The sequence below is a fragment of the Streptomyces sp. NPDC002676 genome (assembly GCF_053592455.1).
Window position 1 is genome coordinate 102,120 of the sequence record NZ_JBSFVT010000002.1, and the last position, 22,313, is coordinate 124,432.

A 22,313-nucleotide genomic window follows, 5' to 3' on the forward strand; every position below is an offset into this window, starting at 1 on the left:
GGTGGGCCGCCGTCAGCGGCCCTGTCTGCTTTTGTCGACCTGCGCGCGGGTGTACCGGCGTGTTCGCTGATACGCCACTAGCTGCCCCGCGGGGTCCAGAACGACCTTGTAGCTGGCCATCACGCTGCTCGTGTCGGGGACGCGCTCCAGCTCCACGACCTCGACCTCGGCCTCCCAACCGTCATCGGTCGGTTTCAGCGCGGAAACGGATTCTGGAGCCCGCCCCAGCAGCTCGGCCAGCTGCTGGGTTGCACCCCGCATGGCCTGGGTCGCCGACGCCCGCTCCGGGGCCGCCTTCGCCTTCCGCGACGAGGGATGTGCCTCTTCACGGTCGTTTTCCCGCTCACGGTCGTTCGTGATCGTTCACCCTCTTCCTCTGTTTCCATCATCAGCCTCGGCCACAGCCACTGCCACTGGCCGATAGTGTGCCGAGTACCCGTGTCCGCCGGATGCATAGAAATCCTGGAAGAAAATATTCCGCGGTATCCATCCCATCGTCGGCGGCCACTGCCCTGACTGTGCGGAATTCTGGGGCTGTGTGGGATTCTGGGCCTGTGTGGAAATCTGGGCCAGCCGGATCGGGACCGCGGTGCAGTTCGCCGAATGCTCGACGGTGAGTAGTCGACAGAGCGGGATGTGTGGCCGGTGTCCTCATCTGTCGGAAGTCGGCATGAGTGAGCCCTTTCCAACCTCCCGCGCCAGCTGGGCAGTTGGCCTGACAGATGAATGAATCCCCTGGTAGATGGGTTTTCGACCAAGAGAAGTCCTCGGGGACCGGCAGGCTAACGCCGCGCTGCGCCGCATCGTGGTCACCCGCATGCACCAGGACGAGCGCACCCGCGCATACCGGGAACGACGCACCGCCGAGAGGCGCGGAAAGCGCGAGGTGATGCGCTGCCTGAAACGCTATGTGGCCCGCGAGTTCTACGCGTTGATATGCGCTGACATGATCAGGCAAACCCGACGGCCTGACGATCCATCACCCCTCGCGACAACAGCTTGAAAAAGCAGCAAGAAAGTTCCGCGAAAAGGAGGCGGCATACCCAGCGGCTCGATCCCGAAGCGAGAACGTCAGTACAACCACATCAAGGAGAGCGCCGAAGAGCGTGGCGAAAGCACGAAGCGCGCGAAGAAAATCGCGGCGCGAACGGTGAACAAGGAACGCGCCCGCTCCGGTGAGTCGAGGACGGCCGGCAAGTCGTCCGTACAGGACGCGTCGTCGTCCAAGCGCGGTGGCGGGCGATCCCGCAGCGGGTCCAAGGGCCCGACGTACGACCAGCTCTACGCCGAGGCGCAGCGTCCTGAGGCGTTCACCTGGGCCTGATCGGTTACGCCGTGGTTGGCCGCCGACACTCCTGGTGACGCCCCTCTCGTCCTGACCGTCGACGCGGCACCTTGGCGCGGCATTACGGGCCTGGCGGGCACGCACGGCGGCGCGCCGGCCGTCAGGCTCTGCTCACTCGCCCATCTGCGGGTGGAACACACATATACCCAGCTCACAGCCGGGTTCGTGATCCTGGACGAGACGCTGCTGTGGGCCTCACCAGCCCTGCCCGGCGCCGTCCATGACATCCTCGCGGCCCGCCAGCACGGCATCGTCGACGCCCTCGCCGCGGTCGGCGTCAACTGCTGGGCGGACAAAGCGAATCGAGGAGCCCTTGGCGCGATTCGCACCCCTTGCTGGGGACGCTGGGAGGCTCTTTGGCCAGCGCGCAGTCTCACACGAGTCCTGCCCACGCCAACCCGGCGATCCGCGCCGGTCGCGGCGACGACGTTTGCCGCACGCACTTGAGGTCACTCGACTGGAGACCGGGCCCGACGCCACCTCGGCGCGCAGCAAACCTGTGCGCGTGTCTGCGGAGCGGCAGTCAATGTGCGCGGGTGAGCACCGGTGCGACCAGCCCGTATGCAACCACTGAGCCAGTGACTCGCTCACCGTAGGTCCGGGAGGACCAATCCACGAGGGACTCGGTCCTTTCAAGCCACCGGCACGCGGAACTCCCGATCCTACGAGTGATCGGAATCAACTACAACGTAAGGACGACTGCCATGAAGACGCCCGACGACAAGGACAAACCGCAGGTCGACGACAAAACGCGGGAACGGTCCGCAAAGCAGCGGAACATCACCGCGCCGACCCCGCCCGACGTCCGGGACGAGGGCCACGAACGCGACGACGACAACGAGCCGCCCAACCGCTCCGCTGAAGGTCCCTGACCACCGGCCGCGTCTTTGCCGATGCTCTCACCGGCGGCTCGTGCCGACGAATTCATCAGCGGCAGACGAACGTCCGGGCACACGATCGGGTTGTGCCCGAGGCGCACTCGGTCTTACTACCGACATTGGCTGGCCGTTAGTGCAGCGGGAGCCGGTTTGTCGTCAGTGCCTCGGGCAGCTTGTCCGGCGTCATCGCGCTGTCCACGCCCGTGACTTCGCCGTCGTGCACGAGGAGGACTCCGACGGCTTTGAAGACCAGCTCTTGAGCGTGCGGGTGGGATGCCCCGACATCGCCCTGGCCTGCGACCTCGCCCGTGCATTCCACGGCCTGCTCCAACACCGCCGTGGACACCAGCTGTTGGAGTAGATGCGCGAAGCCGCCATGTACGGCCAAGCCTCGGGGATTCACGCATCGCGGCCAGAACCAACTTAGTGGTCGTCGACAGCTTGGAAACGTGCTCGCCTGTGTCCGACTGATCGGTCCTGCGAGCTGTTTCGCGGGGCCGCGCTGCCCCCGCTCGTGGAGGATGCGTGTGCGGGCGAGTGGGGGCCCGATCGAACGTGTGCGGTCCTGCCCGGAGCTGCGCGTTTCGCCCGCGGGTGGTCCGCGGGTCAGGATTTGCCGCGGCCGGTGACGAAGTCGCGGGCCCGGTCCACCAGGCCGGCCCCCGGGGCGAGGAGCTTGTTCGCGGGCGGGGTCTGAGGAGCGGAGGGGTGCGGACGGGTCGGCGCCATGGCCTTGGCCCGGCGGACCTTGTCCCCAAGCTCATCGAGCGCCTCGGAAGAACACGCCTGGCGCAGCATCGGGAAGAGGTTGTTCTCCTCGTCCTGGACATGGGCGGTCACCTCGTCCATGAGCTGCTGCAACAGCAGCATCATCTGAGGATCGCCGGCGTCCGTCTTCTCCAGCTGCTTGAGGAGCTTCTCGACCCGGCCGTGGTCCGCGATCTCCTTGTCCGCGAGCCGGTCACCACCCTCGACGTGCTCGCGCACCGCCGGGTACAGGTACTCCTCCTCGGCGACCGAGTGACGGACCAGCTCGATGGTGACCTCATCCACGAGATCACGCAGTTCCTGCCCCCTGGTCATCGCCTCCATCCGGCCGAACATCTCCTCGACCTCCCGATGGTCGGCCATCAGCTCCTCGATCACATTTCCGCCATGCCCCATCGCCTGTCCGCCTCTCGCTGGTCGTGTCAAGGCTGGGTCCGTCCCGCCCAGCAGATACGGGTTCCCTGTCCGGGTCGGCTATGCACGGTTCTGCCCAAGCTCCACCCAGTCGGGCGCCTACCCGATCACCAAGAGAATTCGCGCCGGCACAGGCCCGGACTGGCCTGCTCACCGGGGGGGCGCCGGAATGCCTGGGCGAATACGGCCTCGACTGGTGGAACGTGGTTGGCGCTGAGATTGATCACGACCGTCGCCGGTCCCTTGTGCTCCTGTGATTGGTCAGGCGCTGTTCGAACTCGATCGGTGTGGGGTAGCCGAGGGCTGCCTGTCAGCCCGTCGATCACCGTGAACGAGCGCTACCGGTGGATGTACGAGCGGTACGGGATCACCGCCCGGGAACAACTGGTGTGCGGCTGCCATGTGCCTGTGTCGGTGCAGTCCGACGAGGAGAGCGTGGCCGTGGTCGACCGGCTACGCCGCCTACCGCAGTCGTCTGTGCAGCCTCTGGCCCTCGGCTGGGCCGACAGTCACGGTCGCACGGCTGCTCAGCCGGGGGCAACGGCGCCTGCGGACAGCGGCTGCTCATGGAGCGCACGGGCAGCCTGCGCGATGTGGTCACGGAATGCGTACGACGCACCCTGGATGAGTGACACACGCGGATAAGGGAGCCCGCCACTGACCGTCCAAACTGACCCGGGAGCGTGGCGGGCAGTCAGGACACCGATCTTTCGGGCTCAGGCGCCCTCACGCGGCCAGTCCTTCGCCGCAGCTGCATCGGGGGGTTGGCGGTGCCGGACCGACACCAGGCCTCTGCCACCGTGGGCGCGTGGCATGCCGAGCATGCCCGGACCTTCCGTCAGATGGGCGAGCCGGGATCTCCGGGCCGGATGCGGCCGCGCCAGCCGCCGCTTTCGCCCCCACGGGTCTCGAGGTAGTCCTTGAAGCGGCGCAGGTCGCCCTTCACCCGCCGGTCGATCACGCCCAGCGCGTCCGCACCCCTTTCGGCGATGCCGGAGGGCTCGACCTCCATCGTGAGTTCCACGCGTGTGTGCGTGTCGTCGATCCGCTCGAACCGCACCGATCCGCGCTGCTGGGTCTCCCCTGCGATCGACCGCCAGGTGATGCGGTCGTCCGGCAGCTGGTCGATGATCTCAGTGTCGAACTCGCGCCGTACCCCACCGATACTGGTGGTCCAGTGGTTATGCCGGTCGTCGAGCTGCCTGACCTCCTCAACGCCTTCCATGAAGTTGGGGAAGTCTTCGAACTGGGTCCACTGGTTGTAGGCGATACGGAGAGGGGCCTCCACGTCGACAGTTTCCTTGACGGTGCTCATAGATTCCTCCTTGTCAGCCCGTCGTCTGCGTGGCACCGAGTACCCCGGAAGAGCGCGGTGAAGACAACTGCCCGTCCCCCGGAAGCCCGCTGGGGGCACCGTCTTGTGACACGCTTTGGAGCCCAGGGCCGACCGCGCCCTCGCTCCCCCACCCGCCCGGCACCTCTCCGTCGACTCCGTCGACGTCGCCGAGGTCACCGGCGACACGACAGCCAAGCTGACCGCGACGCGCACATGCGGGTACGGCCACCTCCGCCGACCGCCGCCGGTGTGCGGTGGGGCTGCCAGCCGAGTTCGCCACCGGAGCGGAGCCGCCCGTCCCGATCGTAGGCGCGGTGCGGGTGAACGTCCGAACCCCGTTCCATCCACGTACGTCCCGGGTCGCCTGGCGGGCGAGGTTCCGCCACGGTGCCGAACTCCTCTTCACCCGGCTCTCACTCTCACCCGTCGCGAAATGGTCGTGGCCGCGGCCATCGACGCGGACCGGGCCCCGCAACACCATGGCGGGTGGGCTGCTCTGCGAGTTGCTGGATGGCCGCTCGCTCGTGGGGGACGGCCTTTACGAGCCTCGCCGCCTCGTATCGGTGGTTCGCGAGGGGGCGGGTAAGGGCCCGCTGGAGATGTGCGAGATCCAGAGGGGTCTCGACATGTCCACACACAAGGCCCCACCGGACACCGGCACCACCCGCCCAGCCGTGTTCGACATGGACGCTGCATGTGGTGACCTGGTGGGAGGCGTTCCGCCGAGCCGGACACGTGGTGCCGACGCATGCCATCCACCGGGCGATCGGACTCGGTTCCGACGACCTCGTAGCCCATCTGTGGGGAACTGAAGCACGGCGCACAGGGCGCTCTACGCCCAGTACTTCGAGCGGCTGGTCGCGCTACCCGGCGCGGAACGCCTGCTGCGGCGCCTGGCCTCCGACGGCTGGAAGGTCGTTCTGTCAGCGACATGCTGGCGGGCAGCCGCGCGGGCGTGCTGTGCGAGGCTCTCCTGTGCGGAGGCACTCCCCGCGCGGACCTGGAAAAGGCGGGCGCCGAAGCAGTGTTGGCATATAGGAGCTGGACCTGAGGGCGGTGTGCGCGCGACCAGCCTGGGCATCGCGTCGCCCACCTGGCTTGGCCGGCCGTTCTCAGCGGCTCCGCGCGTGCCGTCGCCTGCAACCGGAGGCGGTGGGTTGGTCACCGGAGATGGCACGGCGCAGATCCAGTCACCTCGTACTCACCGTCGTCGAACTGCTGCGGCAGCCCATGAAGCGGCAGGCGCTGGTCCGCTTTGAAAAGGGCGACTGGTGCGAGGCGCAGGAGGAGCCCATGGACTCATCGTGATGCTGCCCGGCAATCGGATGACCGAACTGCGCGAACTCCATCGACCACGCCCCGGACGACCTCAACCTCGGCCTCGGGCCGCTCGTCCCTGACAGCACAAGTCACCGGGAGCGGCTGCGGCGATCTGGCCGCGCCCAGCTGTGCTGACGTTGAACGCTCGACGAGGAGGGCTCCCTCCGCGAACGCGCGCACGCACCCGGTTAGGCCTGCCGGCCCGCCGGGTACCCGGCGCGTCCAGGACCGCCGACATGTTTCGAGACAGGAGGCACGATGGCCGGCTTCGGATATTTCCTGTCGTGTGAGGAGCACAGCCCGGCGGAGCTCGTCGAGCAGGCGCGCATGGCCGAGCAGGCCGGTTTCGAGTCGCTGTGGATCTCGGACCACTATCACCCGTGGAACGACCAGCAGGGCCAGAGCCCGTTCGTGTGGTCAGTCATCGGGGCTCTGTCGCAGGCGGTGTCGCTGCCCGTGGAGACGGCGGTCACCTGTCCGCTGCTGCGCACCCACCCCGCGGTGATCGCCCAAGCGGCCGCGACCAGCGCGGTCCAGCTGGGCGGGCGTTTCAGGCTGGGCGTGGGCACTGGCGAGGCGCTCAACGAGCACATCCTCGGCACGGTCTGGCCGGAGGCGCCGGTACGGCTGGAGATGCTGGAGGAGGCCCTGCAGATCATCCGACGGCTGTTCACCGGTGAGGAGACAAGTCACCACGGCAAGCACTACACCTTGGAGAACGCCCGCCTGTACACACTTCCGGACGAGCCGGTGCCGATCGATGTGTCGGCCTTCGGCCCGCAGGCCGCCGAGGTCGCCGCCCGCATCGGTGACGGGCTGATCACCATGGCGCCCGACGAGGCCGTGGTGGAGCGCTTCCGGCGTGGTGGGGGCGGGAGCAAGCCAGTGTGCGGCGGGCTGAAGGTGTGCTGGGGCACCGACGAACGGGAGGCGGTCCGCACCGCGCACCGCCTGTGGGCAAACGAGCAGCTGCCCGGCGAGCTCCCGCAGGTCCTGCCGACTCCGCGACACTTCGAGCAGGCGTCCGAGCTTGTCACCGAGGAGCGGGTGGCGACGGCCGTGCGGTGCGGCGCCGACCCGGACGCTCACGTCGAGGCGCTGTCCGCGTTCGTCGACGCGGGCTTCGACGGCGTGTACGTCAACCAGATCGGCAAGGACCAGCACGGCTTCTTCGACTTCTACCGCACCAAGGTCCTGCCCCGGCTCCGGAGCTGACCGCACAAGGTGGTGAACACCGTGCCCGAACCCGCGGAGACCGACAGCAGCGCGCTCGTCGTGATCGACATGATCAGCACGTACGCCACGAGGACGACGAGCTGCTCGTCCCCTCTGCCGGCCGCATAGTGCCGGTCGTCGCGGACCTGATCGGCCGGGCCCGGGATGCGGACGTGCCGGTCGTCTACGCGAACGACAACTTCTGCTGGAGCACTTCCCCACCCAACTAAAGGCCCTGGACGGCCGGATGGCCCAGCTGCGTCGACTCGTCCCAGCGCGGATGTGGCACCGCCGGGCGCCCGGCCCGGCCGTCGTTCCGTTCACGGCACGGCGATCAGGTCGGCTGAACGGCGAGCAGGCAGGTGTCGTCGTCGGTGTCGGCGATGTCACAGGCCAGCAGATGGTCCACATAGCCCTCGAGGTCGTCCACCGGGCGGCTGGCGGCGGCGAGGAGCTGTTCGAGGGCTTGCTCCATGCTGCTGTCGCGGCGCTCGATCAGGCCGTCGGTGTACATCAGCAGGATGTCCTGCCGCTGCAGCTCGTGCCGGGTCTCCTCGTACGAGGCGGCATCGACAGCGCCCAGCAGCACGCCGTCCGGCGGCATGAGGGCTTCGGCCTTCCCTCCGCTGACGAGGATGGGCGGCATGTGTCCTGCATTGGCCCAGCGCAGGGTGCGGGCGGCGGGATCGAACAGGCCGCAGACGACTGTCGCGGTGACCTGCTCGGTGAGGCAGCAGGCGACGCTGTTCAGCCAGGAGAGCAGTCGGCCCGGCCCGGCACCGGTGATGGCCAGGCCGCGCAGAGCGTTGCGCAGGACGACCATGCCTGTCGCGGCACCGATGCCGTGGCCGGCGATGTCGCCGACCGTGAGCAGTACCCGGCCATCAGGCAGTTCGACGGCGTCGTACCAGTCTCCGCCGACCCGCTGGTCCTCCTCCGCCGGGCGGTAGCGCACGGCGACCCGCAGTCCCGTCCTGTACACCGGGTGTGCCGTCGGGGGCATGATCGCCCGCTGCAGCTGCCGGGCCAGGCGGTGACGCTCCGCGGCCTGCTGCTCGGCACCCGCCAGCCGGTCCCGGGTGGCGGCCAGCGCGACCTCGGTCCAGCGGTGGGGGGAGATGTCCTGGTACGCGCCGCGTACTGCGACCAGAAGCCCCGAGGCGTCGCAGAGGGGTTCGGCGACCACCCGCAGGTGGCGGACCACCCCGTCGGCGCGCCGAAGCCGGAAGGTGATCGCGCTCTCCTCCCGCTGGTGCAGCACGGCGTGCAGGAAGCGCCCCACGGCGCCGGTGTCGTCGGGGTGCGCATGTGCGGAGAGCTGGTGCAGCGGCACCGGGGCCGCGCCGGGCGTCAGCCCGTACAGGGTGGACAGTTGTTCGGTCCAGGTGATCTCACCGGTGGTCAGGTTCTCCTCGAAGGCGCCGATCTGGCTGATCCGCTGGGCGTGCTCCAGCAGCTCGGCCAGCCGGGCGTCGCCCTCCGGGAACCGCCAGCTGAGCAGCACCACATCGTCAAAGCGGGCCAGCCCCACGACAGCGACCACGGCCGGTGGCGCCGGGCTGCCCGGGAAACTGAGCACCATGCTCTGGCTGCGATACGGAGCCCCTGTGCTGTGCACCCGCTTGATCTGCTCGAACAGCCCGCCCTCCGCAGCGAACAGCGGATACGCCTCCAGCAGCGGCAGCCCGGTCAGCGAGCCGCGGGGACGGCTGGCCGGGTCGGTGAAGCGCTCGTTGGTGTGCTCGATCATGAAGTCGGTGATCCGGCCGTCACGGTCCCGCAGCGGCCGTAGCAGGGCGGCGGAGTCCAGCAGACCGTCGACCAGTCCGACGAACCAGGCGGCGGCTCCGCCGGGCGGGCTGCCCGGCTCCACGTCGTGGTCGGAGAGTGCCAGGGCGCACAGCTGGGCCAGGGCGTCCAGCTGCCGCTGGAGGGCGAGCGCGGGCTGGGGGCCGGGCCAGTGGACCTCCAGGACGCCCACCAGCTGCCCGCCGTCTTGGGCAGGCACGACGGCCCGTGTGCCGCTGCCGCCGCCGATGGTGGGCGGCAGCACGTCGCCGGACTCCCTGATCCACAGCGTTCGGTCCTCGGCGATGGCCTGTTGGGCCGGGATGCCGAGCCCGGGCGGGACATAGCGCCAGCGGGCAGCCTCGGCGGGGCCGAAGCCTGCCTCTCCCGCCAGCATGAGGGAGCCGTCGGGGGCGGCCGACCACACGGCGGCGGCGGTGGCGCCCAATGGCTTCAAGGCCCGGTCGAGGAGGGCCCGGGCGAGCGCCTGCGTGTCGTCACCGGCCAGGATGGCGCCGGCCTCCGCCGTACGCAGCCGCAGGGCGGCCCCTGCGTCCTGCGGACCCTCGGCTCCCTCTGCCGTCCGGCCGGTGTCAGGTGTGGCCCGCGCGGCACGGGCTTCCGCGACCGCGCGGGCGGTGGCGTCCGAGGCGGCCTGGTCGACGATGTCGGCGGCCAGCTCGGGCAGGGTCATCCGGGCGTCGGAGGCGAGCCTGTGCAGCTGCCGCGCGGCTTCGGCCGGAGCGCAGTTGAGCCGTTCCACCAGGATGCCCTCTGCGAGTTCCACCAGAACCCGGGCCTCGCGGTCCTCACGCAGGGCGCGGATCTCGGTCCTCAGCCGGTCGACGGCGGCAGCCAGCCCGGCCACTCCGTCCTCACCGTGCGGTGCGGGACCCATGCCCGGTTCGGAAGGGGGCCGCTGCCGCGCGGGCTCGCGCTGCTGCTCCACCATGGGGTGCTCCTCGGCCCGGGGACCAGGCGGGCGACAGCTCGCCCGGTACCCACCCCAAGCACATCACAGGTCGAGCCAGCGGCGCATGCAGTGGACCAGCTGCTGCGCGTCGACAGGTTTGGGCACGTAGTCGTCGGCCCCGGCGGCCAGGCACTTCTCCCGATCACCGGACATGGCCTTGGCGGTGACCGCGATGATCGGCACACGGCGGCTCCTGGGCATGGCGCGGATCGCCGCGGTGGCGGCGTAGCCGTCCATCTCCGGCATCATTACGTCCATCAGGACCAAGTCGACGTCCTCGTCGGCCAGTGCCTCCACGCCTTCACGGCCGTTCTCGGCATGCAGGACGCGCATGCCGTGCAGCTCCAGGATGCCGGTGAGGGCGAATACGTTGCGGGCATCGTCGTCGACGATCAGTACGGTGCGGTCGGCCAGCGGGTCGGCCTCCTGAGGTGCGGGCGGCCTCGTTTCCGGGACGTGGACCAAGGGCACGGCCTCGCCGGGGCGCTCGGCGGTCAGATGCAGCACGATGCGTTCGCGCAGTTCGTCCAGACTGGTGAGCACTTCGAGCGGTTGGGCGCCGGCCCGGGCCCTGAGGCGATGCTCCTCCTCGACCGAGGACGCCGGGTGGCTGCAGTGGACCAGGACGGGGACGTGGCGCAGGGCCGGGTCGGCGCCGAGGAGATGCAGCAGTTCGCCCGCACCCTCGCCGGGCAGGCCGCAGTCCACCACTGCGCAGTGGTGGGTCCGGCCGGCCAGTGCGGCTGCTGCCTCCCCGGGATCGGCGGCAGTGTCCACCCGGACGGGCGAGGGGACCCCGGGCAGACCAGCAACGGCGCTCTCGGTCAGCAGGGACAGCAGCCCTCGTGGCCCGGTCTCGACGACCAGCACGCGGCGCCCTGCGGGTGAAGCGCCGTGGGCGTCCGCTGCGAGGCCGGCTTCGCCGGGGCGTCCCAGGCCGCCGGGTGTTGTGCCACGGCGGCCGCGGGGCTCGGCGCCGGGAGCGGCTGCCGCAGGGGGCGCGGCGGCTGTCGGCGGGGCCGCGGCCTCCTGGACGGCGGGGTGCACGGTCGGCAGATAGAGGGTGAAGCAGCTGCCCTCGCCCTGGGTGCTCCGGGCGTGGATGGAGCCGCCGAGCAGGTAGGCGATCTCGCGGCAGATGGAAAGGCCCAGGCCGGTTCCTCCGTACTTGCGGCTGGTGGTGCCATCGGCCTGCTGGAAGGCACCGAAGATGCTCTCCAGGTTCTGGTCCGGGATGCCGATGCCGGTGTCGCTGACCTGGAAGGCCAGGGCGGGGCCGCTGCGGCGGACGGAGCCGGGCAGGTCGGCGGCGGCCGTGTCGACGGGTTCGATCCGCAGCGTGACACGGCCTGCCTCGGTGAACTTCACCGCGTTGGAGAGCAGGTTGCGGAGCACCTGTCGCAGCCGGGACTCGTCGGTGACCAGTTCGGAGGGGACTCCGGGTGCCGTGACGACCTGGAACTCCAGCCCTTTCTGAAAGGTCAGGGGGCGGAAGGCGCCCTCCAGGTAGTCCAACAGCTGACGCAGCCGGAAGCGCTCGGGACTGATGTCCATCTTCCCCGCCTCGACCTTGGACAGGTCGAGAATGTCGTTGATCAGCTGGAGCAGATCGGAGCCGGCGGAGTGGATGACTTCCGCGTACTCCACCTGCTTCGGGGTGAGGTTGCGGCTGGGGTTCTGGGCCAGCAGCTGGGCGAGGATGAGCAGGCTGTTGAGCGGGGTCCGCAGCTCGTGGCTCATGTTGGCCAGGAACTCCGACTTGTACTTGGAGGCACGGGCGAGCTCCCGGGCCCGGGCCTCGAGCTCCTGCCGCCCCTGCTCGATCTCCAGGTTCTTCGTCTCGATGTCGCGGTTCTGCCTGGCCAGCAGCGCGGCCTTCTCCTCCAGCTCGGCGTTGGAGTGCTGCAGTTCCTCCTGGCGGACCTGAAGTTCCTCCGAACGGGCCTGAAGCTCGCCCGCGAGGCGCTGGGACTCGCCCAGGAGCTCGTCGGTGCGGGCGCTGGCGATGATGGTGTTGACGTTGACGCCGATGGTCTCCATCAGCTGATCCAGGAAGTCCCGGTGCACTGGGGTGAAGCGGCCGGTGGAGGCCAGCTCGATGACGCCGAGCACCTGCTCCTCCGCCATGACGGGCAGCACCACCAGGCTGGCGGGGGCCGCAGCGCCCAGCCCGCAGGAGACGGTGACGTAATCGGCTGGGACGTCGTCCACCGCAATGGTGCGTCGGCTGCGGGCGGCCTGGCCCACCAGCGACTCGCCGAGCCGGAACCGCGTGGGGCGGCGAAAGCCCTCGGGGCGTCCGTAGGAGTCGATGAGGCACAGCTGCACGCCTTCGGGGGTGTCCTCGGCGAGGAAGAAGGCGCCGTACTGGGCGGAGACCAGCGGCACCAGCTCGTCCATGATCAGCCTGGCGACGTCGGCGAGATCGCGGCGGCCCTGTATCAGGCCGGAGATCCGGGCCAGATTGGTCTTGAGCCAGTCCTGCTCCTGGTTGGCCCGGGTGGTCTGGCGCAGCGACTGCACCATGGCGTTGATGTTGTCCTTGAGCTCGGCGACCTCTCCTGAGGCGTCCACGGTGATGGAGCGGGTGAGGTCGCCCTCGGCCACCGCACTGGTGACCTCGGCGATGGCGCGGACCTGCCGGGTGAGGTTGCCGGCCAGCTCGTTGACGTTCTCGGTGAGCCGCTTCCAGGTGCCGGAGACGCCCTCCACTTCGGCCTGACCGCCGAGGCGGCCCTCGCTGCCGACCTCGCGGGCCACCCGGGTCACCTCCGCGGCGAAGGAGGACAACTGGTCGACCATGGTGTTGATGGTGGTCTTGAGTTCCAGGATCTCCCCGCGGGCGTCCACGTCTATCTTGCGGGTGAGGTCGCCGCCCGCGACGGCGGTGGTGACCTGGGCGATGTTGCGGACCTGGCCGGTCAGGTTGTTCGCCATGGAGTTGACGCTGTCCGTGAGGTCCTTCCAGGTGCCTGCCACATGCGGCACCCGGGCCTGGCCGCCGAGGATGCCGTCGGTGCCCACCTCGGACGCCACCCGGGTCACCTCGTCGGCGAACGCGGACAGGGTGTCGACCATGGTGTTGATGACCTCGGCCAGGGCGGCGACCTCCCCCTCGGCCTCGACGACGATCCGCTGGGAGAGGTCGCCCCGGGCAACGGCGGTGGCCACCTGCGCGATGTTCCGCACCTGGCCGGTGAGATTGGACGCCATGACATTGACGTTGTCGGTGAGGTCCTTCCAGGTGCCGGAGACCCCGCGGACGGTGGCCTGGCCGCCGAGGTTGCCCTCGGTGCCCACCTCGCGGGCCACCCGGGTCACCTCGTCGGCGAACGCCGAAAGCTGGTCGACCATCGTGTTGATGGTCTCCTTGAGCTCCAGGATCTCCCCTCGGGCGTCCACGGTGATCTTCTGGGAGAGGTCGCCGCAGGCAACGGCGGTGGCCACCTGCGCGATGTTCCGCACCTGAGTGGTGAGGTTCCCCGCCATGGCGTTCACCGAGTCGGTGAGGTCCTTCCACGACCCCGACACGTCCGGCACCCGGGCCTGTCCGCCGAGGCGGCCCTCGCTGCCGACCTCGCGGGCCACCCGGGTCACCTCGGAGGTGAATCGTGACAGCTGGTCAAGCATGCCGTTGAAGACGGTGGCGATCTCGCCGAGCAGCCCGCCGCCGTCTTCGGGGATCCGGGTGCGGAAATCACCGTCCCGCACCGCAGTGAGACCGGCGAGCAGGCGGCGCAACCCGGTTTCGTCCATCTGGCAGGCCACACTCGTAGGTTCGCCCCGCGTGGCCGCTCCGGAAGCCTCAGCCATCTCCGCTCCCGCCGTACTGATCCGCCACTGGCCGGCCGGAAGGCTACCTGGAGGTTGCGGCACTGGGCGCGACCCGGAGGCTGCCTGGCGGTCGCCCCGTCGTCTCCAGTGTGCCGCCGACGAGGAATGGCGGACAGCGCAGGCCCTTGCGTGAGCAATGCGTGAACGGACGCTGCGGCACATGGCGTCACGGCTTGGACCGGCCGACAAGGCGCACGTCGCTGACTTTGAAGTCCTTCAGGCCCGTCTCCTCGCGAACCTCTCGAAGGGCCGCCGCCTCCGGCGTCTCGCCTCACTGAACTTGACAAGAGGGCACTCAAGTTTTATCCAGGCTTATAGGCAGGTTGGTCCGAAATCGCAGCTGACAGCGGTCGAGGAGGTGGCCTGGATGGAGACGCCGGACCTGTATGCGTTGCTGGGGGTGGAGCCCTCGGCCACGGTCGAGGTGATCATCTCCGCCTTCCGGCGTCAGGTGCGGGAGCTGCGCCCCGACACCCGGGTGGATGCCCTCACGGCGGAACGGTTCGAGCAGCTGCGCTCAGCGTACGAGACGCTGCGCGATCCCATTCGGCGGGCGGCCTATGACCAGACGTACGAGCGGACGTACCGCAGCCCGGTCGAGTCCCCTCAGGCTCCGGCACCGCACCGGCCGCCCCTCAGGTTCATCGTCGTACTCGGCACCACAGCCCCCGAACCGCCACTGCGTGCGGGACCTGTCCGATGGGAGCCCCACAGGTGAACGAGGGCCCTGGCAAGCAGGGCATGCACGAGGAGGGAGATTCCAGATGGCGCGTCCGGTCGGTATTGACCTCGGTACGACGAACTCGGTGGTCTCGGTCCTGGAGGGCGGCGAGCCCACCGTTATCACCAACACGGAGGGAGCACGGACCACGCCGTCGGTCGTGGCGTTCGCCAAGAACGGTGAGGTGCTGGTCGGCGAGGTCGCCAAGCGGCAGGCGGTGACCAACGTGGAGCGCACCGCCCGCTCGGTCAAGCGGCACATGGGGGACCATGCGTGGCGGTTCCCGGATCACGATGACATCGACGGCAAGCGGTACACCGCGCAGGAGATCTCCGCGCGGGTGCTGCAGAAGCTGAAGCGGGACGCCGAGGCGTATCTCGCGGAGGACGTCACCGACGCCGTCGTCACCGTACCGGCCTACTTCGACGACTCGCAGCGGCAGGCGACGAAAGAGGCCGGTGAGATCGCGGGCCTGAACGTCCTGCGGATCATCAACGAGCCGACGGCGGCGGCACTGGCCTACGGGCTGGACAAGGAGAACGACCAGACGGTGCTCGTCTTCGACCTGGGCGGCGGCACCTTCGACGTGTCGCTGCTGGAGATGGGCGAGGGCGTCATCGAGGTGAAGGCCACCAACGGTGACACGCACCTGGGAGGTGACGACTGGGACCAGCGGATCGTGGATCACCTGGTCAAGCAGTTCAAGAACGGCTACGGCGTCGACCTGTCCAAGGACAAGATGGCCGTGCAGCGGCTGCGCGAGGCGGCGGAGAAGGCGAAGATCGAGCTGTCCAGCTCCTCGGAGACCAACGTCAACCTGCCCTACATCACCGCCTCTGCCGAGGGCCCGCTCCACCTGGACGAGAAGCTCACGCGCGCCCAGTTCCAGCAGCTGACGTCCGACCTGCTGGAGCGGTGCAAGGGACCGTTCCACAACGCGATCAAGGATGCCGGGATCAAGGTATCCGACATCAACCACGTGATCCTCGTGGGCGGTTCGACGCGGATGCCGGCGGTGACCGACCTGGTCAGGGAGCTGACCGGCAAGGACCCGCACAAGGGCGTCAACCCGGACGAGGTCGTGGCGGTGGGCGCGTCGCTGCAGGCAGGTGTGCTCAAGGGCGAGGTCAAGGACGTCCTGCTGCTGGACGTCACCCCGCTGTCCCTGGGTATCGAGACCAAGGGCGGCATCATGACCAAGCTGATCGAGCGCAACACGACCATCCCGACCAAGCGTTCGGAGATCTTCACCACGGCCGAGGACAACCAGCCCTCCGTGCAGATCCAGGTCTACCAGGGCGAGCGCGACATCGCCGCCTACAACAAGAAGCTCGGCATGTTCGAACTCGCCGGTCTTCCGCCCGCGCCGCGCGGTGTGCCGCAGATCGAGGTGGCCTTCGACATCGACGCCAACGGCATCATGCACGTCTCCGCGAAGGACCTGGGCACCGGCAAGGAGCAGAAGATGACCGTCACCGGCGGCTCGGCGCTCCCGAAGGACGACATCGACCGCATGGTGCGGGAGGCGGAGCAGCACGCGGAGGAGGACCGCAGGCGCCGGGAGATGGCGGAGACCCGCAACCAGGCCGAACAACTCGTCTACTCGACGGAGAAGCTCATCAAGGACAACCCCGACAAGATCCCGGCCGAGGCCAAGACCGAGACCGAGGCGGCACTGGCCGACCTGAAGGAGAAACTCAAGGGCGAGGACACCGCGGCCGTCCGCCAGGCCATGGACCGGGCGGCACAGGCGGCGCAGAAGATCGGCACGGCACTGTACGAGCAGTCGCGCACCGAGCAGCCCACGGGCGCGCAGACTCCGGGCCCTTCGGGATCGGACGACGAGGTGGTGGACGCCGAGATCGTCGACGACGAGAAGGGGGAGGCGGGCTGACGATGGACAACGGCCGGTTGCAGAACACGGACCCCACCGAGCTGCAGCGTCTGCTTCGAGAACGCACGGAGGACCTGCAGCGGGTGAAGGCCGAGTACGACAACTACCGCAAGCGGGTGCGACGGGACCGCATGGCCGTACGTCAGATCGCCGCGGCCAACGTCCTGCGCGTCCTCCTGCCGTCAGTCGTACGGACTGCCTCTTGAGACACAACTCAGCCTGGATGCTTCACGCGGGTGTCGCCCTGACCGGCCAGCCGTACTAGCGGCGATGTGCTGCGTTGGAGGCGCTGTTCGCCGACCACGCTACGCGAGTCCGTGTCAGGGAAGTTTGAGTGGCGCGGACGGGCTGGAATGAGGCACACGGACCGCCGTTGACGGGCGAAACACCTTCCTCAGGGTGAGCCGCCATGATCGGCACCCTCGGGATAACCCCACCCCGGATCCGGCAGCAGCCACCATGTCCTTCCATGACCGTGATCCGTAGCTTCGAGTGATCGGCTGGGAAAGATCGCGAGAGGATGGACCATGAGGCTGCGCGGCGGTAAGCGGCAGAAGACGGACGACCGGCTGGAGGCCCAGGGCACCCCCGGTCTCGCCGTCGAGCTGCGTGGAGTCCGGCGGGAGTACGGCCGCGGCGCCGGCGCCGTGCACGCCCTCGCGGGCATCGATCTCGCCCTGCCGCGCGGCACGTTCACCGCCGTCATGGGCCCGTCCGGGTCCGGCAAGTCCACCTTCCTCCAGTGCGCCGCCGGCCTGGACCGGCCGTCGGCCGGCTCCGTGCGCCTCGGCGGTACGGAGATCACCGGCATGCGCGAGAACCAGCTCACCGAGCTGCGCCGCAGCCGCCTCGGCTTCGTCTTCCAGGCCTTCAACCTGCTGCCCTCCCTCACCGTGGAGCAGAACGTGCTGCTCCCGATGCGCCTCGCCGGGCAGCGCCAGGACCGCCGCCGGGCGGAGGCGATGCTCGCGCAGGTCGGCCTCGCCGACAAGGCGAAGCGCCGGCCCGGCGAGCTCTCCGGCGGCCAGCAGCAGCGCGTGGCCGTCGCCCGCGCCCTGGTCACCAGCCCGGACGTGGTCTTCGCCGACGAGCCCACCGGCGCCCTCGACACCGGCACCGCCGCCGAGGTCCTCGGCCTGCTCCGGCACGCGGTGGACACCCTCGGCGCCACCGTCGTCATGGTCACCCACGACCCGGCCGCGGCCTCCTGGGCCGACCGCGTGCTGTTCCTCGCGGACGGCGTCTTCGCCGGCGGCCTCGACCGCGGCTCGACGGAGCAGATCGCGGCACGCCTGGCCGCCCTCACCTCCCGTACGGGCGCGATGGCAGGGGCCGCGGCGTGAGGAGCTTCGCCCCCAACGGCCTCGCCCGCGCGGCCGTTCGCTTCAAACCCGCGTCGTTCGCAGGCACCTTCGTCGCGCTGATGATGGCGGCGCTGATCGTCTCCGCCTGCGGCATCCTCCTGGAGACGGGCGCCCGCGCGTCGGTGCCGGCGCAGCGGTACGCGAAGACGCCGGTCGTCGCGGCGGCCGACCAGTACGCCCGCCTCGTCACGGGGAGCGGCGACAGCCGTTCCGAGTCGGCGGACCCGCTGCCGGACACAGCACGTGTGGACGCTGCGCTGGCCGACAAGGCGGCCCGCGCGCCCGGTGCAAAGGCGGCGGTGCCGGACTTCACGTTCCCGGTGCGCCAGGGCGACGGCGCGCTGACGGGCCACGGCTGGGGATCGCACGCCTTCACCGGCGCCGCGCTCACCTCCGGGGCCGCGCCCCGTACCGGCGAGGTCGTGCTCGACGCCGCCGCCGCACGGGCCGCGAAGGCCGGCGTCGGCGACACCGTCGCGCTCGAAACAGCTACCGGGCGCGCCGACTTCCGCGTCTCCGGGCTGGCGAAGGCCGGATCCGGCGACGTGGCCAAGGGCGCCACAGGCTGGTTCGCCGACGCCCAGTCCCCCGCACTCGCCGGGCATCCCGGCAAGGCCGACGCCATCGCCGTACTGGCGAGGGACGGGGCGGATACCGACGCCCTGGCCGCCGGAGTGAAGAGGGCGCTCGCCGGCTCCGGCGCCGAGGTGCACACCGGCAACGGCCGCGGCGCCGTCGAGGACCACGGGCTCGGGTACGCCAAGGAAACGCTCACCGGGCTCGGCGGCTCCTTCGGCGGGATCGCCGCCTTGCTCGCCGTCTTCACGGCGTCCGGCACGGTCGCGCTGTCCGTCGCCCAGCGCGCCCGGGAGTTCGCGCTGCTGCGCGCCATCGGCGCCACTCCGCGGCAGATCCGCCGCGCGGTCGCCGCCGAGGCGCTGCTCGTCGCGCCGCTCGCCGGGCTGGTCGGCTGCCTGCCCGGGATCGGGCTCGCGCACTGGTGGTTCGGGCAGTTGAAGGACCGCCGGGCCATCCCGGAGCCCGTGAGCCTGCACGTCTCGTGGATCCCGCTCGTCGTCGCAGTCGGCATGGGGCTGCTGACCGCGCTCGCCGCCGGCTGGGCGGCAGGGCGCCGACCCGCGAAGACCAGGCCGGGGCAGGCGCTCACCGAGGCGTCGGTGGAGCGCCTGCGACCGGGCGTGATCCGTACCGTGCTGGGCCTGGGCGCCGTTGTCGGCGGCGGGTTCCTCACCGTCGTCGCCGCCCGTTCGGCCGGGGATGACGCGGCCAACGCCGCCCTCGGCGTCGTCATGCTGTTCATGCTCGCCGTCGCCCTGCTCGGCCCGCTGGCGGCGCGGCTGTGCGCGGCGCTGTTCGGGCTTGCGCTGCGAGGCCGCGGCGCCGCGGCCTCGCTCGCCGCCGCCAACTCCCGTACGAACGCCCGTCGGCTGGCCTCCGCGATCACCCCGATCGTGCTGGCCATGGCCTTCGCCTCGACGCTCGCCTTCATGCACACGAGCGAAAGCCACGTCGCCGCGAAGCAGCTGCACGCCGGCGTCACCGCGGACCACGTCATCACCCACCCCGCCGGGCTGCCCACCGAGGCCGTCGAACGGGCCGCCCGCGCGCCCGGCGTCGACGCGGCCGTGGGCCTGCTCGACACGCAGGTGCTCGTGCCCGTCGGATCGGGCGGCGACCGGTGGCTGCAGAACTCGGCAACCCAGGGCATCTCCGGCTCCGGCGCACAGCTCGCGAAGGTGCAGGACCTCGACGTACGCAGCGGCAGCCTGGACCGTGTCGGCAAGGGCCGTATCGCCGTCGACAAGACACTCGCCACGTCGGCGAAGGTCAAGGTCGGAGACAAGCTGCCGATGTACCTGCCGGACGGCACCAGGACCAGCCCCGAGGTCGTCGCCGTGTACGGCCGCGGGCTCGGCCTCGCGACCGTGACCATGGACCGTGCGTCCCTGGCCGCACACGTCACCTCGGGCTTCGACAGCACGCTGCTGGTACGTGGCGGAGACGCGAAGGCCCTCGCCCCGCTGGGCAAGGTCACCGACGCGTCCGGCTACGCGGTCGAGCAGACCACCGACCACGAGCTCAACGCGTGGGCCAACTACACGATGGCCGCAGTCCTGGGCGGCTTCGCCGCCGTCGCCGCCGTCAACACCCTTGTGATGACCGTCCTCGACCGCCGCCGCGAGCTCGGCATGCTCCGCCTCGTCGGCGCCACCAGGCGCCAGGTGATGGACATGCTGCGCTGGGAAGGCCTGCTGGTGGCGGTGGCCGGCATCGTCCTGGGCACAGCCATCGCCGCGGCCACCCTGATCCCGATGATGCGCGGCCTGACCGGCGAGGCCCCGTACGTGCCCCCACTCGTGTACGCGGCTTTCGCCGGGGGCGCGGTGGGACTGGCGATGCTGGCAGTAACCCTGCCGGCGAGGGCGGCGCTGCGGCGCTGAGGGACGGCCTGGTACACCGCGGCGGACTGCAACAACCATCGAGGTGGACGAGGCCGTGTCCGCGTTGGCCCGTGACAGCCTGCCCAAGCTGGGCCTGCATCCCGAGATGATCGTCGGCGACGGATCCGACGGCCACCGGCCTCGACCCCGTTCGCCCGCATCCTGGCCAAACGCCGAGGCCATGGTCCCACCGCCCACAACCGAACTTACTGAACAGGAGTTCCTGACCCGCCAGTTCACGGAACTACCGTTCGTCCTGGACCTGCGGGTATCCCAGTGCCGCCAGGCCGTAACACATAAGCGGGACGGCACCCGGCCCGCCTGGGAGATAGCCAGGTACGTCTCGTGTGGGGCGGCGGCGGGTCCGGCGGAGGCGACCAGTTCGGAGTACACCTGTTCGGCGACGGCCCTCGCCGTACGGATAGCGGGCGCGTGCGGCGGTCACGTTTCAGCGCGGGTGTCCGACGCACCGCGGGTGGCGCGCCGTCCTCAACCCGGAGGAACGCACGGCCCGCCGCGGCAGCCATCGTCGAAGTGCAGCGTCGGGACCCTCAGCGCAAAATGGCCAGCGCTGGTCCGACGCCTGTGCTAGAAGCGAAGGCTCCGAAGGAGCGCCCGGCCCCGTACGAGCCGATGCTGCACCGTGCGGGATGGCGAGTCCGTTTTACCGCCGCCGACGAGCACTCCCGCAGAGAGGCATTCCACCGCGATGGCGTCGCAGTGATGCTCACCGCTGTCCGAGGCCGCGGCATCAACGGGTACTGGCGCTGGACACCGACGGTGTGCGTGCGCCGCATCCTCGTCGCCCAGACTGCCGCGTGCCGTCCGGACTGGCCTCCCCGGCCCACTCGGCGATGTTTCAGCAGTTCTTGCGCGGCAGGTCCGACAGCAGCCCAGCGCCAAGTGCCGTACCCGCCGCCCCCACCAGCAAGATCACGATCTACGGCTGGAGTGAGCGGGGCGCCCGGGTGGCCTTTCTCTGGCGCTCTTCGGGCGCATTGAGCGCCGGTGCACGGTTGTTATGGGCGAGTGCACCACGTTCCGCTGGGCGGCTATTGACAATTGCCCTTACATGCCCGGAAGCTCGAATAGAAGTCCCGCGACCACTTCCAACAAGTGGATGCAGCGGCAGATTCCCGTTACTCGCGCTGCGGTTAAAGATGTCGCGCGTCAGGGTGGTTTCCTTGTTGGTCTGCCCTGTCGCGCAATACCGTCCGTCATTGCATCCGTTGCTTTGGTGGTCCTTTCCTGGAGTTGAGAGAGATGGTTAGCGCTGCCCCTGTCGTCGGGATGGTCGACGATTGAAAGAAAGGAGGGTCAGCGTGGCCACGCACGTCCTTGCCGGTCTGGGGCAGTACGTCGATACGTATAGCCCACCCATGACCACGAGCACCCAGGAATACCACATCACCAGCGATGTCTTATTCGTGCCTGGACTCCCTTCGGCTATCCTGCCGATCGTCCTGTTGGTGTCCGCTCACCTTTCGGGCTCCAGTACCGAAAGCTGCACAAGCCCCATCACCAATCCTCAAGCCACAGGGACCCTTACTTGGTCAGATGGCTCCACAAGCTCGATGCGCCTCGTCTCTTTGACCGGTGAACGCGTAGAAGGCCACCCGATCTGCCACTCAGGGTGGACCATCACCGCTGGTCACTACGAGGGCGCAACCGTCAACACCCTGGCCGTGGCACTCGCCTCGAATGTCACCGCATGCCTGACCGGAGGAAGTATCTCCAGCGCGGCAGGCGCAGTCGTATTCGTCATCACTATGCCTTGAATAAAGCTCCTTCACCCGCGCTTCGGTGGGTGAAAGAGCTGGTGAGGCAGGATATGGGGTGACACGGTGAAGCCCCCTGGTCGCCGGCCCGTGGCGATCTCACTCATGGTGCCAACCGGCCGAGGGGCTCCGCTGGTTCCGTCGTCCGCTGTTTCGGTGATGTGCTCGTGGATGGCCTCTCTGGTTCACAGACGCGGTAAGCCCCCCGGTGGAAGCAGAGAGG

At 69.5% G+C, this 22,313-nt stretch carries 16 protein-coding genes and 4 pseudogenes; 13 read left to right on the top strand and 7 right to left on the bottom strand.

Annotated features, from left to right (window positions below; genetic code table 11):
* Positions 1-12: 12 nt before the first annotated feature.
* Positions 13-360, bottom strand: coding sequence for a gas vesicle protein GvpO (locus ACWD3E_RS07545; RefSeq protein ID WP_451387109.1), 348 nt, complete (start codon positions 358-360; stop codon positions 13-15).
* Positions 361-1,039: 679 nt separating this feature from the next.
* On the opposite strand from ACWD3E_RS07545, the gene ACWD3E_RS07550 reads away from it, so the two are divergent.
* The 3 genes and pseudogenes from ACWD3E_RS07550 to ACWD3E_RS07560 all read left to right on the top strand — a co-directional run bounded on the left by ACWD3E_RS07550 (position 1,040) and on the right by ACWD3E_RS07560 (position 2,217).
* The gene (locus tag ACWD3E_RS07550; protein WP_451387110.1) at positions 1,040-1,324 is read left to right on the top strand and encodes a plasmid stabilization protein; all 285 of its coding nucleotides are present in this window, start codon (positions 1,040-1,042) and stop codon (positions 1,322-1,324) included.
* 204 nt (positions 1,325-1,528) lie between these two features.
* Positions 1,529-1,702, top strand: a pseudogene (locus ACWD3E_RS07555) (IS5/IS1182 family transposase); the annotation flags it as partial.
* A 347-nt stretch (positions 1,703-2,049) separates the two neighbouring features.
* On the top strand, positions 2,050-2,217 hold the full coding sequence (locus tag ACWD3E_RS07560) for a hypothetical protein (RefSeq protein ID WP_451386610.1): 168 nt from the start codon (positions 2,050-2,052) through the stop codon (positions 2,215-2,217).
* 136 nt (positions 2,218-2,353) lie between these two features.
* Here ACWD3E_RS07560 and ACWD3E_RS07565 read toward each other — a convergent pair whose 3' ends face one another.
* Both ACWD3E_RS07565 and ACWD3E_RS07570 read right to left on the bottom strand, forming a co-directional pair.
* The gene (locus tag ACWD3E_RS07565; RefSeq protein ID WP_451386611.1) at positions 2,354-2,611 is read right to left on the bottom strand and encodes a hypothetical protein; all 258 of its coding nucleotides are present in this window, start codon (positions 2,609-2,611) and stop codon (positions 2,354-2,356) included.
* Positions 2,612-2,829: 218 nt separating this feature from the next.
* A complete protein-coding gene (locus ACWD3E_RS07570) occupies positions 2,830-3,387 on the bottom strand; it encodes a hemerythrin domain-containing protein (protein ID WP_451386612.1) in 558 nt (185 codons plus the stop codon).
* Between the two features lie 321 nt (positions 3,388-3,708).
* Here ACWD3E_RS07570 and ACWD3E_RS07575 point away from each other — a divergent pair.
* Positions 3,709-3,913 (top strand): annotated as a pseudogene (locus tag ACWD3E_RS07575) (glutamate-cysteine ligase family protein); the annotation flags it as partial.
* 330 nt (positions 3,914-4,243) lie between these two features.
* Here the strand turns inward: ACWD3E_RS07575 and ACWD3E_RS07580 are convergent.
* Entirely contained in the window at positions 4,244-4,720 is a 477-nt protein-coding gene (locus ACWD3E_RS07580; protein ID WP_451386613.1) for an SRPBCC family protein, read from the bottom strand.
* 711 nt (positions 4,721-5,431) lie between these two features.
* Here ACWD3E_RS07580 and ACWD3E_RS07585 point away from each other — a divergent pair.
* The 3 genes and pseudogenes from ACWD3E_RS07585 (at position 5,432) to ACWD3E_RS07595 (ending at position 7,276) form a co-directional block, all read left to right on the top strand.
* A pseudogene (locus ACWD3E_RS07585) lies at positions 5,432-5,792 on the top strand (HAD family hydrolase).
* A gap of 119 nt (positions 5,793-5,911) precedes the next feature.
* Positions 5,912-6,049: a gas vesicle protein GvpK gene (gene gvpK / locus ACWD3E_RS07590; protein ID WP_451386614.1), complete on the top strand. Its 138-nt coding sequence runs from the start codon at positions 5,912-5,914 to the stop codon at positions 6,047-6,049.
* Between the two features lie 270 nt (positions 6,050-6,319).
* Entirely contained in the window at positions 6,320-7,276 is a 957-nt protein-coding gene (locus ACWD3E_RS07595) for an LLM class F420-dependent oxidoreductase (protein WP_451386615.1), read from the top strand.
* A gap of 334 nt (positions 7,277-7,610) precedes the next feature.
* Here the strand turns inward: ACWD3E_RS07595 and ACWD3E_RS07600 are convergent, their stop codons facing one another.
* From ACWD3E_RS07600 to ACWD3E_RS07610, 3 genes and pseudogenes are all read right to left on the bottom strand, one after another.
* The gene (locus ACWD3E_RS07600; RefSeq protein WP_451386616.1) at positions 7,611-10,016 is read right to left on the bottom strand and encodes a SpoIIE family protein phosphatase; all 2,406 of its coding nucleotides are present in this window, start codon (positions 10,014-10,016) and stop codon (positions 7,611-7,613) included.
* A 63-nt stretch (positions 10,017-10,079) separates the two neighbouring features.
* On the bottom strand, positions 10,080-13,793 hold the full coding sequence (locus ACWD3E_RS07605) for a HAMP domain-containing protein (protein WP_451387111.1): 3,714 nt from the start codon (positions 13,791-13,793) through the stop codon (positions 10,080-10,082).
* A 244-nt stretch (positions 13,794-14,037) separates the two neighbouring features.
* A pseudogene (locus ACWD3E_RS07610) lies at positions 14,038-14,130 on the bottom strand (NUDIX domain-containing protein); the annotation flags it as partial.
* A gap of 108 nt (positions 14,131-14,238) precedes the next feature.
* Here ACWD3E_RS07610 and ACWD3E_RS07615 point away from each other — a divergent pair.
* From ACWD3E_RS07615 to ACWD3E_RS07640, 6 genes are all read left to right on the top strand, one after another.
* Positions 14,239-14,589 carry a J domain-containing protein gene (locus ACWD3E_RS07615; RefSeq protein WP_451386617.1) on the top strand — a complete coding sequence of 117 codons (351 nt, stop codon included), beginning with the start codon at positions 14,239-14,241 and terminating at the stop codon, positions 14,587-14,589.
* Positions 14,590-14,635: 46 nt separating this feature from the next.
* Entirely contained in the window at positions 14,636-16,486 is a 1,851-nt protein-coding gene (dnaK, locus tag ACWD3E_RS07620) for a molecular chaperone DnaK (protein ID WP_451386618.1), read from the top strand.
* A gap of 2 nt (positions 16,487-16,488) precedes the next feature.
* The gene (locus ACWD3E_RS07625) at positions 16,489-16,692 is read left to right on the top strand and encodes a hypothetical protein (protein ID WP_451386619.1); all 204 of its coding nucleotides are present in this window, start codon (positions 16,489-16,491) and stop codon (positions 16,690-16,692) included.
* Positions 16,693-17,013: 321 nt separating this feature from the next.
* Positions 17,014-17,829, top strand: coding sequence for an ABC transporter ATP-binding protein (locus tag ACWD3E_RS07630; RefSeq protein ID WP_451386620.1), 816 nt, complete (start codon positions 17,014-17,016; stop codon positions 17,827-17,829).
* Entirely contained in the window at positions 17,826-20,312 is a 2,487-nt protein-coding gene (locus ACWD3E_RS07635) for an FtsX-like permease family protein (RefSeq protein ID WP_451386621.1), read from the top strand. The genes ACWD3E_RS07630 and ACWD3E_RS07635 overlap by 4 nt, the downstream gene beginning before the upstream one ends.
* A 1,322-nt stretch (positions 20,313-21,634) precedes the next feature.
* Positions 21,635-22,090: a hypothetical protein gene (locus ACWD3E_RS07640; protein ID WP_451386622.1), complete on the top strand. Its 456-nt coding sequence runs from the start codon at positions 21,635-21,637 to the stop codon at positions 22,088-22,090.
* Positions 22,091-22,313 lie beyond the last annotated feature (223 nt).